Genomic DNA, 12,979 nt, shown 5'->3' on the forward strand with positions numbered 1-12,979 from the left:
GAAGTTGTTGATTGCTTAAAGCGGAATGTAAACTAAAAAAATTAAAGACATGGCAAAAGCAAATGTAAAAGACCTATTAGAGGCTGGCGTACACTTCGGTCACATGACTAGAAAGTGGAATCCAAATATGGCTCCATATATCTTCATGGAGAAAAACGGTATTCACATTGTCGATTTACATAAAACGGCAGTAAAATTGGACGAAGCTTGTAACGCTTTAGAAAAAATTACTTCTGCTGGTAAAAAAGTTCTTTTCGTAGCTACTAAAAAACAAGCTAAAGAAGTTGTTGCAAAACACGCTTCTGAATTGAACATGCCTTATATTACTGAAAGATGGCCAGGTGGTATGCTTACCAACTTCGTAACTATCAGAAAAGCGGTTAAGAAAATGAACGCTATTGATAAAATGAAGAAAGATGGTACTTTCGAAACTTTATCTAAAAAAGAAAGATTACAAGTTGACCGTCAGAGAGCTAACCTAGAGAAAAACTTAGGTTCTATCGCTGACATGGTGCGTCTTCCTTCTGCTATTTTCGTAGTAGATATTATGAGAGAACACATTGCGGTAACTGAAGCTAAGAAATTAGGTATTCCAGTTTTCGGTATCGTTGATACTAATTCTGACCCAAGAAAAGTAGATTTCGTTATCCCTGGTAACGATGATGCTTCTAAATCTATCGATATGATTCTTTCTGTAGTGTCTGAATCTATCAAAGAAGGTCAATCTCAAAGAAAAGCTGAAAAAGAAAAATCTAAAGAAGGTGAAAAAGCAACAGCTGATGCTGATGCTGATTTCGATGCTGAATAAGAATTTTCTTATATACATAAAAGAACCCGTTAGTTTACTAGCGGGTTCTTTTTTATCCAAATATGGAATTGATTATTTTAAAGATATCTGCTGGGAGCTGCGAATACTAATGGTTTCTCTGTAAACTTTCTGACAAACATTAGCCGAGAGTGTATAGGTTCCTTTCCGAATCATAGCGTAACCAACCTTTCCCGTGCCAATTGGTATTCTTTTAAATACACTACTGCCACTGATGGTGAAAACCATATTACAGGAAGATTCATTTTTTATGACAATAGAAGTATTAATAGCATTTGGATCTGTACTATTCAGAAGATCATTTAATACAGCTTCCGTTTCAGGTTTATAAGTTTTTAGTAACTCACTATATTCTCTTTCAGTATTTGCTATAGAAGTATTGTTGCTTCCAGGATAAGAGGGATGTCTCGGAAATCGGTTGTAAGTGCCATAATTCATGGCATCACACCCAGCCAGAAATACCATTGTAGAAATAAGGAATAAATATTTTTTCATCCGTCAAAGATAAATTAATCTTCTTAAAATTAATTATTTCGTAATATACCTAAACACAAAACACAGCTTTTTAATTTGTTGTATTTTTTTTATCTTTGCACTGCTAAAATTTCAAGCATTATTTAATTAAAATATTTCAAACTATGTATACACCAGTAGCAGCAGACGTAGCTAAACTAAGAAACCACACAGGTGCAGGTATGATGGATAGCAAAAAAGCTTTAGTGGAAGCTGAAGGCGATTTTGAAAAAGCTATCGAAATCCTTAGAAAAAAAGGTCAGAAAGTAGCAGCTAACAGAGCTGACAGAGAAAGTACTGAAGGTGCTGTTATCGCAAGAGTTAATGAAGATAACACTTTAGGTGCTATCATTAGCCTTAACTGTGAGACTGACTTCGTTGCTAAAAACGAAGCTTTCATCGAGTTAGCTTATGAATTAGCTGAAATGGCAATTACTGCTGCGACTAAAGAAGAGTTATTAGCTACAGATTTCCACGGAATTACTGTTGCTGAGAAATTAATCGAGCAGACAGGTGTTATCGGTGAGAAAATCGAGATCGGTAGCTTCGAAAGAATTGAAGGACCTTTCTTAGGTGCTTACATCCACGCAGGTAACAAAATTGCTGCTATTACTTCTCTTTCTGCTAATGTAGAAGGTGGTGTTGAAGCTGCAAAAGCTGTTTCTATGCAGATTGCTGCAATGAACCCAATCGCTCTTGATGAAACTCAGGTTTCTCAAGAAACTATCGATAAAGAATTAGAAATCGAAAGAGATATCTTAACTAAAGAAGGTAAGCCTGCAAACATTATCGATAACATCCTTAAAGGTAAAATGCAGAAGTTCTACAAAGAAAATACTTTAGTTCACCAGGCGTTCATCAAAGACGGAAGCCAATCAGTAGCTGACTATGTAAAATCAGTTAGCGCTGACCTAAAAGTAGTAGGATTCGTAAGAGTAAGCTTAGCTTAATCAAACTGAAATAAAAAGAAACCTCGGGAAGTTCCCGGGGTTTTTTGTTAATCAGAATTAATGTTTCTCATTCCATAATAATTTCGTAATTTTGCAAAGAAAGTGCTATGCCTATACACGACAAAATAATAGAGACGGCAATCACCTTTGATGACGTTCTTCTAGTACCTTCATATTCTGAAGTATTACCAAATCAGGTTTCTCTAAAATCAAGACTTTCCGATAAAATCACCCTGAAAGTTCCTATCGTTTCTGCAGCTATGGATACGGTAACGGAAGCTTCACTTGCTATTGCATTAGCGAGAGTAGGCGGATTAGGATTTATTCATAAGAATATGCCTATCGAGGAGCAAGCTAATCAGGTTAACAGTGTAAAAAGATCCGAGAACGGTATGATCTCCGATCCTGTTACATTATCCAAAGAACATACTCTTGGAGAGGCTAAAGGGATGATGGCTCATTATAAAATTTCAGGACTTCCTGTAGTAGATAATGATAACAAACTGGTAGGTATTATTACTAACAGAGATGTGAAGTACCAGGAAGATCTGGATCTTAAGGTTGAAGAGATTATGACAAAGGATAACCTTATCGTTTCTCACAAGTCAACAACTCTGGAAGAAGCAAAAGAAATTTTGTTGAAGAGCAGAGTAGAAAAACTTCCAATAGTAGATGCTGAAAACAAATTGGTAGGATTAATCACTATTAAAGATATTGACAATCAACTGGAGTATCCTAATGCTAATAAAGACGGAAACGGAAGACTTATTGTAGGTGCTGGAGTTGGAGTTGGAGCAGATACAATGGACAGAGTGAAAGCTCTAGTTGTAGCTGGTGTGGATATTATTGCAGTGGACTCTGCACACGGTCATTCAGAAGGTGTTCTGGAAAAGATAAGAGAAATCCGTGCAGCATATCCGGATCTGGATATTGTTGGTGGGAATATTGTAACTGCTGAAGCAGCAAAAGCGCTTATTGAAGCTGGTGCAAATGTTCTGAAAGTAGGTGTTGGTCCAGGCTCTATCTGTACAACAAGAGTTGTTGCAGGTGTAGGTGTACCACAATTATCTGCTATCTATAACGTTTACGAATATGCAAGGACACAAAATGTAGCTGTTATTGCAGACGGAGGTATTAAGCTTTCCGGAGATATCGTAAAAGCTATTGCAAGTGGAGCCGGAGCAGTAATGCTTGGATCTCTTTTAGCAGGAACAGAAGAAGCTCCGGGGGATGAAATTATTTTCCAGGGAAGAAAATTCAAGTCTTATCAGGGAATGGGATCTTTAGCAGCAATGAAGCGTGGTGGTAAAGAAAGATATTTCCAAAGTGAGGCAAAGAAATTTGTACCGGAAGGTATCGAAGGAAGAGTTCCTTTCAAAGGTAAGTTAGAAGAAGTTATTTTCCAGCTTAGCGGAGGATTAAGAGCCGGAATGGGATACTGTGGGGCTAAAGATATCGAATCTCTTCAGAAAGATTCTAAAATGGTTCGTATCACAGGATCTGGGCTTAAAGAATCTCACCCGCATGATGTAATCATTACGCAGGAAGCTCCTAATTACTCATTGTAAATTATATTTGATACAATAAATAAAAGCCAGCTATGCAGCTGGCTTTTTTGTTTGAATATTATTCCGGAAATATGAATATCTTTACGATAACTAATAATCATAATTCCTTAATTTATAATGAGAAATGTTTTCATTCAGCTCTGTCTGTTGGTAGGTACAGTATGTACTTTTTATAGTCAGGAAATTTCTGTAATTCCTAAACCCCAGCAGCTGCACCAAAAGACCGGAAATTTTGTAATTGATCAAAATACAGGAATACAGTTGAAAGGAACCTCCGAAAAAGATGTTCAGTTATTTCTAAATCAGCTGCGAAAAGCTTCCGGATATGCTCTGTCTGTAAAAAACGGAAAAGAAAATACAATAATTTTCCAATTGGATGTAAAATTGGGATTGCCAAGTCAGGATGGCTATACACTGGATGTATCTGATAAAAATATTGTAGTAAAAGCTAAAAACAGGAATGGTCTTTTTTATGCGACACAGACGCTTAGACAGTTGTTACCTGTCTCTGTAGAAAGCTTGGTCAAAAAAGAAAATCAGAATTGGACAATTCCGGCTTTGACAATTACTGATTATCCAAGATATGGCTGGCGGGGGTATATGAAGGACGTTAGCCGTACCTTCTACAGTGTGGATGTTGTAAAAAAGTATTTAGATCTGATGGCGCTTTATAAGATGAATACTTTTCACTGGCATCTAACGGATGATCAGGGATGGCGTATTGAAATTAAAAAGTATCCTAAACTAACTTCCGAGCAGGCAACAGTATTTCACAGGACAGAAAATCAGCCGGCAGAAAGAAGTGGATTTTATACCCAAGAGCAGATAAAAGAAGTTGTAGCTTATGCCAAGGAGCGAAAAATAACAATTGTTCCGGAGATTGATGTTCCGGGGCACTCATGGCCTACAATATTAGCTTATCCACAGTTAGGTGTTAATGAAAATAGTTACCCATATTTTGTATTTCCTTTTGTATCCTCATGGGGATATTGGGGGAATCAGTTCACTCCAAATACTTTAGATCCTTCTAAAGAGGAAGTATATACCTTCTTGCAGAATGTTTTTACAGAAATAGCAGTATTATTTCCGGGTGAGTATATTCATTTTGGCGGAGATGAAGTCAGACATGTACTTTGGGAGAAAGCACCACATGTACAAGAGTTTATGAAAGCGCACCAGATTGGTAATGTAAAACAATTACAGAGCTATTTTGTTCAGCGTGTTTCTGGTATTATCAAAAAACTGGGCAAAAAGCCTATTGGTTGGAACGATGTACTGGCAGATGACAAAGGGCTGCCGAAGGAAACTGCTATTATGAGTTGGTTGGGAGAGGAAGCGATAAAAGAAGCAGCGAGCCATGGCTTTAAAGCTGTAGCAACACCCGCTTCACATATTTATTTAGATATTACACAGGCTGACAGAAATGACGGAACTCCTAGTGACTTGGCATATAGCAATATTAATTCAATAGACAGAATTTATGCTTATGATCCGTCTGCTGGCTTAACCAAGGAAGAAGAAAAATTTGTATTAGGAGTACAAGGGAATCTATGGTCGGCATTGACACAGGAGGCTAAAGATATGAATGTGCATGTTTTTCCTCGTTTATTAGCCATTGCAGAAATAGGATGGACATTACCTGCCAATAAAAATTTTGAAGATTTTAAAAGGCGTCTTTTAACGGGTGAAAAAAGATTAGATGAGTTGAAGGTCGATTATTATAAACCGGGAGGATATATAGCAGGAAAATGGGTTAAAAACGATATTAAAGAGGAATTTACCGACCTGTCATTTGATGTTACTTCTAAAATATATGCAAATGGAAGAATTGTTACCGGTTTTTTCTATACCTCCGGTAAAAACTTTTTAGAAATTGATGGAGTGCAGCTGCTGGAAGATGGTAAAGTAATATCCGAAGATCTGCATCATGCATTAGCAGATACCTTTAGAGGGACGAATAAAATAAAGCCATTCTATTATAATCTAAAAGTAGATCGGTATAACCCAAAAGCAAAATATAGCTTAAAGGCAAAAGTCCGTGGAGTAGGAGGTACAGATTCTAATGGAAACTTTACATTTAGTCTTAGTCCTTATAAACCATTTACAGCTGTTGAACCTAATTAATATAAAAGCCTGAGAACATCTCAGGCTTTTTCTAATATGATTTCTTATAATTTCGGAGAACAAACTTTATTCCGGTTTCAATAATATCACCCATTGTTTTACAATATTTGAAATTTACATCGTAAGTCAGCTTTTGTAATGCTGTTTTTAACTCTTTAACATTAGCCTCTGGTGCAAGATCTTCTTTTTTCATTATCGAAATCAGTTCATCAAACCTGTTTTGGCTACTGGTAACTCTTTTTACAATCTGTGAGCGAACTTCTTTCCGGTATTGTTCTATAGAATTAGGCTTCAGTTTTTCCAATACCATATTTACCATCACACTGTTTTCTTTGAAATACTGAGGAAGGTATACCTTGATATTTCCTTCATAAGTTTGCTGATCAAAGTCTATAGGACGGATTCTGTATATTACCTGATCGAAATCGTGTACCGGAATAATCACATAATTGTAAGAGCGCATATCTCCTAAAAGGCCGATAAGGCAGCGTTCATTGAATTTCACAAATTCCTTGGATATCTGAGCTTTTTCCAGTTCTGTACAATTAGATAGATGCTTCTTAATGAATACATCTCCCGGTATTCCCAGAATATGCTCTTCAATCAGTGTGTTTTTATGAATAAGAAAATTGATTCTGTTTGGAGAAAGTAAATCCTCCAGTTCTAATCCATATATCCGCGAGGCGTCTGCCTGTTTAATATAAAAGTTGGTATAATTATCATTCAGAATATTTCTTACCCGGATTCGGAAAGGTTTGGAATTGCCAAAAGTGCAGAAGTCTATTGTGTCTACTTTTAGATAAGGTAAGGTAGCCTCGTCTCCGTCCGAATGGAGTAGGGTATATATTTTATTTAGATTGGCTTCTATTTCCTGAAATTCATGTTCAGGATAGAATACACCTAGCCATAAAGTATCTTTGCCTTCTTTATCCAGAATACTTATACTGTCACTAAACCGTAAAAGATCTTCATACAGAAACTGAATTTTGGTAGTTCTGTTGTGTTTCTCCAGATATTGCTGTAAAGCCTCGGAAACAGGGAATATGGGTTTTCTAAAAGCAATCCTTACATCTTTCATTACATTCTATACTTTAATCTAAATATAAAAAATATTTGAATGCCTTATCCAAGAATTGTTATTTTATCAATAAGAAAAGCCACTCTTTTGAGTGGCTTTATATGTTTTAAGGAATTTAGATTTATCCTTTGAATTTACCCATATTGATAAATTTCTCCTGTCTTTGCTCCATTAATTCTTTTCCATTAAATTTCTTTAAAGATTTAATATTGCTTAGGATTGTACTTTTTACATTCTGAAAAGCAACTTCCGGCTCGTAGTGAGCACCACCAAGAGGTTCTTCGATGATACCATCGATTAATTTCTCTTTTAGCATATCAGGAGCAGTCAGTTTCATTGCTTCAGCAGCAACCTCTTTGTACTCCCAGCTTCTCCATAAAATGGTAGAACAGTTTTCAGGCGAAATTACAGAATACCAGCTATTCTCCATCATGTAAACTTTGTTTCCTACACCAATACCTAATGCACCTCCACTAGCTCCTTCACCAATTACAATCGTGATAATAGGAACCGTCATACGGCACATTTCATAAATGTTTCTTGCAATAGCTTCTCCTTGTCCACGCTCTTCAGCTTCAAGACCAGGATATGCTCCCGGAGTATCAATAAGAGTAACAATAGGGATGTTAAATTTCTCTGCAAGCTTCATCAAACGAAGTGCTTTGCGGTATCCTTCTGGGTTCGACATACCAAAACGACGATGTTGTCTTTCTTTTGTTGTTCTCCCTTTCTGGGTTCCGATAACCATTACACTTTGTCCTTCAATTGTAATAATTCCACCTACCATTGCAGGATCGTCAGCAAAATTACGATCTCCATGAAGTTCTAAGAAACTGCCTTTGTCTGCAACTCCGTTAATGAAGTCTAAAGCATAAGGTCTGTTTGGATGGCGGGAAAGCTGAACTTTCTGCCATGGTGTAAGCTTGCCGTAGATATTCTTCTTTTCAGCAATAATTTTATCTTCTAACTGGCTACAAGCCAATTTTACATCGATACCACTTTCTTCACCTACTAAAGAGCATTTGTCATATTGCTCCATAAGCTCTTCAATCGGCTTTTCAAATTCTAAATATTCCATTCGTATGAATTCAAGGTCTCAAATTTAAGGATTTTTTATGGAATCCCTATTTTAAAGTTTCAATAGCTTTAGTAATTCTGGAAATACTCTCTTCTTTTCCGATCATTTCCATAAGATCTGGTACGTCTGGTCCCTTAAGCTCTCCAACTAAAGAAAGACGTAAAGGCATCATTACTTTTCCCATACCAAATCCTTTGGTTTCTGCTAAGTGATGGATACTTTCTTTAATAACTTCAGGTTTAAAATCTATAGATGAAATAACCTCAGTTAATTCTTGCATTAATGCAGCTGTTTCCGGAGACCATGCTTTTTTCGAAGCCTTTTCATCAAAAGATTCTGGTGCATGGAAAAAGAATTTACCATCATTATAGATATCTTTAACAAAGGTTGCTCTTTCTTTCATCAGACCAATGATTTTTAAAGCTTTCTCATCAGAAACTTCAATATTATTTTCTACCAGCACTTTTTTAAAGTCAGGAAGGATTACTTCATTAGACATCAGTTGCAAGTACTGCTGATTGAACCATTTTGCTTTTTCAGCACTGAATCTTGCTCCGGCTTTATGAACTTTATTAAGGTCAAATTCTTTAATCATTTCATCCATACTCACAATCTCTTTATTGTCAGCTGGTGACCATCCTAACATGGCAACCATATTGATGAAAGCTTCCGGTAAATAACCTTCTTCACGGTAACCAGCAGAAGTGTTTCCTGTAGCAGGATCGGTAAAATTAAGCGGAAATACAGGGAAACCAAACTTGTCACCATCTCTTTTGCTTAGTTTACCTTTTCCTTCAGGTTTCAGGATAAGTGAAAGGTGAGCGAATTCTGGAGCATCCCAACCCATTGCTTCATATAACAATACATGAAGTGCCATTGATGGCAGCCATTCTTCACCACGAATAACATGCGTAATTTTCATTTCATGATCATCGATAATGTTAGCAAAATGGTAGGTTGGCATTCCGTCATTTTTTACCAGAACTTTATCATCCAGTGTATTAGTATTTACACTGAATTTTCCACGGATGATGTCATTAAGATTAATGATTCTGTCCAATGGCATTTTGAAACGGATTACATATGGCGTTTTTTCTTCCAGAAGTTTTTTTACTTCTTCTTCAGGAAGAGAAATACTATTTCTTAGTCTGTTACGGGTTTCGTAGTTATATGCAAAAACATCACCCTTAGCTTCGAATTCTGCACGAATCTGATCCAGTTCTTCAGGTGTATCGAAAGCCAGATATGCATAATCTGTCTTAAGAATTTGTTCAGTATACCTGTCATAGATATCTCTACGTTCGGATTGACGATACGGAGCATAAGGACCGCCGTGTTTTGGACTTTCATCTGGTACCATGCCAATCCATTCCAGCGCTTCCATAATGTATTCCTCAGAACCCGGAACATAGCGCTGAGTGTCAGTATCTTCAATTCTCAGGATGAAATCACCATCATTGTGTTTTGCAAACAGATAGTCATATAATGCTGTACGTACACCTCCCAAATGTAAAGGCCCGGTTGGGCTGGGAGCAAAACGTACCCGTACTTTTTCCATGTAAAAAAATTTGGTGCAAATTTACTTAAAATTATACGGTTATCAGCTTTTGATTATAAGATTTGATTTACACAAATCCAGGTTTATACACGATAATGGAAAATGGTGCGTTTATCTAATAAGATTTTTTATAGAGAAGAATCATGATGCTGAATGGATAGAAGGCGAATGAGGTAGCATTCGAATATTCTTAAGAAAGGAAAAAAGATAAAGTTGATCTCTAACTTTATCTTTTTATTTAAACAATTTGTAGATCATAAATGCATAAAATCCTAACCAAACTTAAAGTCTTTTTTTGATCTTATATTTTAATTTATCTATGAAATTTTGTTTTATTTTATGCTCTTCATTTTCATGAAAGTAATTAGCTCTCCATGGTTTCTCGGATTTTGTTACCAATTCATATAAAACCCTGTTTCTTTCAGCTAACTTCAACCTTTTTTGATAAGTTTTGTCATCCAATAAATTTCTATCAGTAGTATAAGATATTTTTGAATAATGATTTTGGTGAAGCACAATAGAGCTGTCGATGATTTTTACTTCTAATCCTTTTAAACGGATTCTATGTAAAAGTTCATTATCATCAAAAGCGATACCTCTTGCAAATCTTTCGTCGAAACCACCTAAGTCATATAGGTTTTTCCTTGTAATAGCCGAACAGAAATGATAACCTTTAGGATTTGTAATAGAATGATTATACCAACAATCCAGTCCATCTCCAATATATCCTATATTATTGTCATCCATTAATTTTTGAATTTTTTCTGGATGTTGAAGTAGTGTATCCAGATTATGAGTACTCTCAATTCCAAGAGAGAAGCATGCGAAACTTAAATAATTATTATCATGAAGATGATTCTGCACAAAATTTATAATGTTGCCATAATGAAGACACTCTGGATTCTGTAATATTATAATATCTCCTTTTGCTTCTTTAAAGCCAATGTTAAATGGAATGCAGGAATTAAAATACCACTTATCTTCCTTTTCTAATCTGATAACCTTTAAGAATGAATATTTTTCCGTTAAATCTTCCAGTCTTTCATTTTCATCACTTCCGTCATCTACCGCAATAACTTCCAGATCAGAAGAAGTGATATTTAATTGACGGGAAATACTTGAAAGTGTATTTTCAAATAATTTCTTTCGGTTGTAGTATGCAGTAACTATTGATATTTTCATTTGAAGAATAGAAATTTTTTCTTTTTTTGTTGCCAATTACTTTGAAAGATAATACCCAAATAATTTTTTTTTAATTTTTCAATATTATGAAACTTCTTTTCCAATAAATATTGCTCTTTGTGGTGATAAACCTTAAAAAAACCTTCTATAGGTAATATTTCAATTAGTTTAGTTTTAAATAAATATTCTCCATAAATAACACATTCTGATGGAGGGGTATTTTCATCTATCTTATTAAAAAAATCTATAAAATTAAGATTTTGCTCACCTAGAAATACCTCATTGAAATGTTTCCAGACATTACAATTCCATAGATAGGGTGAAGGGCCATAATCCCATTCTTTTCCTATGTTCCCAAATAGAGGACGTGTGAAACGGAGTGCTTCTTTAAAAAATATTTTTTCTGAATCCAGTCCTATATTCTCCATCGTTTCAAGAAAGCCTTTTGACTCATGCATAATAGTATAAGGAGTATTATCATTATACATGAAATCCGAATAATAGAAATCACGAATAAATTCTGAATCAGAGTCAATACAAAGATAGTTTTCACAAATCCCCAGACGATATACATTGGATTTTATAATCTGTTGATATCTCCAACCATCATTATCTGGGTATTCAAAAATATCGCTGTCTTTGATAAGGTTGATGTTCTTGTGATTGAGATTATCTGCAAAATAATCAAAGTCAGAATCATTTACGGAAAGATAAACGGGTAAATGATCCTTGTTATATAGTTCAATAGATGCGATTAGTTTTTTTACCGGATCAAAATCCCGGCGAAAACTTTTGATAAATAATATTAATTTATGCATTTTTAAAGTTTTTATAATGCTCTTAAATTTATTGTAAAGGTTAAATAATCTAAGCGAATTATAATTTTATTATTGTAATAACTGAAAGATTTCTTCTTTCTGAGCTTCTATAGAAAATGGATAGATTGCTTTTTCCGAATTATTGTGCAGAGTATTCCATGTTGATTCATTCGTACATATTTCAATAATATTATCAGCAAATTTTTGATAATCTTCATTTCCTGAGATTAAAGCGGTTATTCCGTTTTCTAAAAACATACCTTCTGCTCCGATATTAGTAGTTAATACAGGAAGAGTATACTCTAAAGCCTGTCCGATCTTTCCTTTTACCCCTGCACCAAACCGTAGAGGAGATACTGAGGCAAAGCACTTTTCATAATAGGGAGTAATATTTTCGACATAACCAACAACTTCGAAATTTTCAGAATTCATTTTGGAAATAGACAGAGGGGCTTCTGAACCGATAATGGTTATTTTCAAATCAGGTAAAACTTTCCAGACTAAAGGCATGATCTTATGATATAACATTTCTACAGCATCTACATTAGGATCATGTAAGAACGTCCCAATAAAGAATATTCCTTTCCGTTTTTCGAAAGATGGCATTTCCTCTGGTTTCACTTTTAAATTATGAACGTTACTTACTGTAAATAATTTTGATTCATCTACAAAAGCAGTCATAAACTCTTTCTCTTTCGTACTGATTACAGCAATTTTATTTGCTTTTTTACACAGTTCAGTTTCTATATGTTTGTAATGAATTAATTCTTTTGCTCTCTTTTCATCATATTTAATCTCCAGGCCTCTTTCCATTCTGAGATAATGAATGTCAACCATATCATAAATTATCTTAGCTTCAGGAGCTTCTTTTCTGAAAAAATCCAGATAATATTCAAAAAGCTCAGGTCTGTGACACCATACAAAATCTAACTTTGGAAGTAAGTTGTTGATAAAGTGTTTTTTCCCTTTCATAACACCGTACTTCCCAATATATGGGGTATAAACTGTTACGTTATGATCATTTAGGTTTTTAATATATTTCTTCGACTCAGTTTTGGGAATTGATTTCCTCCAATCCATCAGGTAAACATTGTAATGCTTTGCTAAAAATTTTGCAATTTCTGTAATTCGGTTAGAAGCCGAGTCTTTATCAAATGTTGGGATTTGACTATCTACAATAAGTATGTTTTTTTTATTCTCATCAGGAGTGATTGTTTTCTCTGATAAGGGATAGTTACTCTTTATATAAATATAATTCTTTATTTTTCTTTTAATCCCCATAAC

General features: G+C 34.9%; 11 protein-coding genes. 4 read left to right on the forward strand and 7 right to left on the reverse strand.

All coding sequences use genetic code 11. The features are described 5' to 3' along the window. Positions 1 to 49: 49 nt before the first annotated feature. Positions 50 to 808: a 30S ribosomal protein S2 gene (rpsB, locus tag C8J95_RS06110; RefSeq protein WP_009085459.1), complete on the forward strand. Its 759-nt coding sequence runs from the start codon at positions 50 to 52 to the stop codon at positions 806 to 808. A gap of 72 nt (positions 809 to 880) precedes the next feature. Here the strand turns inward: rpsB and C8J95_RS06115 are convergent, their stop codons facing one another. Continuing rightward, entirely contained in the window at positions 881 to 1,321 is a 441-nt protein-coding gene (locus C8J95_RS06115; RefSeq protein WP_107807609.1) for a DUF6759 domain-containing protein, read from the reverse strand. A gap of 143 nt (positions 1,322 to 1,464) precedes the next feature. On the opposite strand from C8J95_RS06115, the gene tsf reads away from it, so the two are divergent. The 3 genes from tsf to C8J95_RS06130 all read left to right on the forward strand — a co-directional run bounded on the left by tsf (position 1,465) and on the right by C8J95_RS06130 (position 5,981). Continuing rightward, complete coding sequence (tsf, locus tag C8J95_RS06120; RefSeq protein ID WP_059325960.1) at positions 1,465 to 2,289, forward strand: translation elongation factor Ts; 825 nt, start codon at positions 1,465 to 1,467, stop codon at positions 2,287 to 2,289. A 107-nt stretch (positions 2,290 to 2,396) separates the two neighbouring features. Then, positions 2,397 to 3,857, forward strand: coding sequence for an IMP dehydrogenase (guaB, locus tag C8J95_RS06125; protein ID WP_065081046.1), 1,461 nt, complete (start codon positions 2,397 to 2,399; stop codon positions 3,855 to 3,857). Between the two features lie 117 nt (positions 3,858 to 3,974). Continuing rightward, a complete protein-coding gene (locus C8J95_RS06130; RefSeq protein WP_107807610.1) occupies positions 3,975 to 5,981 on the forward strand; it encodes a beta-N-acetylhexosaminidase in 2,007 nt (668 codons plus the stop codon). Positions 5,982 to 6,012: 31 nt separating this feature from the next. On the opposite strand, the gene C8J95_RS06135 is transcribed toward C8J95_RS06130, so the two are convergent. The 6 genes from C8J95_RS06135 to C8J95_RS06160 all read right to left on the reverse strand — a co-directional run bounded on the left by C8J95_RS06135 (position 6,013) and on the right by C8J95_RS06160 (position 12,976). Then, complete coding sequence (locus C8J95_RS06135; protein ID WP_078771889.1) at positions 6,013 to 7,059, reverse strand: hypothetical protein; 1,047 nt, start codon at positions 7,057 to 7,059, stop codon at positions 6,013 to 6,015. A 121-nt stretch (positions 7,060 to 7,180) separates the two neighbouring features. Further along, complete coding sequence (locus C8J95_RS06140) at positions 7,181 to 8,137, reverse strand: acetyl-CoA carboxylase carboxyltransferase subunit alpha (RefSeq protein WP_107807611.1); 957 nt, start codon at positions 8,135 to 8,137, stop codon at positions 7,181 to 7,183. Between the two features lie 46 nt (positions 8,138 to 8,183). Further along, positions 8,184 to 9,695 carry a glutamate--tRNA ligase gene (gene gltX, locus C8J95_RS06145; RefSeq protein ID WP_107807612.1) on the reverse strand — a complete coding sequence of 504 codons (1,512 nt, stop codon included), beginning with the start codon at positions 9,693 to 9,695 and terminating at the stop codon, positions 8,184 to 8,186. A 282-nt stretch (positions 9,696 to 9,977) separates the two neighbouring features. Continuing rightward, positions 9,978 to 10,877, reverse strand: coding sequence for a glycosyltransferase family 2 protein (locus tag C8J95_RS06150; protein ID WP_146165445.1), 900 nt, complete (start codon positions 10,875 to 10,877; stop codon positions 9,978 to 9,980). Then, positions 10,874 to 11,695 (reverse strand): DUF6492 family protein, encoded by an 822-nt coding sequence (locus C8J95_RS06155; protein WP_107807614.1) that lies wholly within the window; start codon positions 11,693 to 11,695, stop codon positions 10,874 to 10,876. Before C8J95_RS06155 ends, C8J95_RS06150 begins: the two co-directional genes overlap by 4 nt. Positions 11,696 to 11,764: 69 nt before the next feature. Continuing rightward, positions 11,765 to 12,976 (reverse strand): glycosyltransferase, encoded by a 1,212-nt coding sequence (locus tag C8J95_RS06160; protein WP_107807615.1) that lies wholly within the window; start codon positions 12,974 to 12,976, stop codon positions 11,765 to 11,767. Positions 12,977 to 12,979 lie beyond the last annotated feature (3 nt).

Source organism: Elizabethkingia sp. YR214, assembly GCF_003058195.1.
Classification (GTDB): Bacteria; Bacteroidota; Bacteroidia; order Flavobacteriales; family Weeksellaceae; genus Elizabethkingia.

Excerpts from the sequence above, each read along its gene's own strand:
- rpsB (WP_009085459.1), top strand. The coding sequence starts at position 50 with ATGGCAAAAGCAAATGTAAAAGACCTATTAGAGGCTGGCGTACACTTC.
- C8J95_RS06115 (WP_107807609.1), bottom strand. The coding sequence starts at position 1,321 with ATGAAAAAATATTTATTCCTTATTTCTACAATGGTATTTCTGGCTGGG.
- tsf (WP_059325960.1), top strand. The coding sequence starts at position 1,465 with ATGTATACACCAGTAGCAGCAGACGTAGCTAAACTAAGAAACCACACA.
- guaB (WP_065081046.1), top strand. The coding sequence starts at position 2,397 with ATGCCTATACACGACAAAATAATAGAGACGGCAATCACCTTTGATGAC.
- C8J95_RS06130 (WP_107807610.1), top strand. The coding sequence starts at position 3,975 with ATGAGAAATGTTTTCATTCAGCTCTGTCTGTTGGTAGGTACAGTATGT.
- C8J95_RS06135 (WP_078771889.1), bottom strand. The coding sequence starts at position 7,059 with ATGAAAGATGTAAGGATTGCTTTTAGAAAACCCATATTCCCTGTTTCC.
- C8J95_RS06140 (WP_107807611.1), bottom strand. The coding sequence starts at position 8,137 with ATGGAATATTTAGAATTTGAAAAGCCGATTGAAGAGCTTATGGAGCAA.
- gltX (WP_107807612.1), bottom strand. The coding sequence starts at position 9,695 with ATGGAAAAAGTACGGGTACGTTTTGCTCCCAGCCCAACCGGGCCTTTA.
- C8J95_RS06150 (WP_146165445.1), bottom strand. The coding sequence starts at position 10,877 with ATGAAAATATCAATAGTTACTGCATACTACAACCGAAAGAAATTATTT.
- C8J95_RS06155 (WP_107807614.1), bottom strand. The coding sequence starts at position 11,695 with ATGCATAAATTAATATTATTTATCAAAAGTTTTCGCCGGGATTTTGAT.
- C8J95_RS06160 (WP_107807615.1), bottom strand. The coding sequence starts at position 12,976 with ATGGGGATTAAAAGAAAAATAAAGAATTATATTTATATAAAGAGTAAC.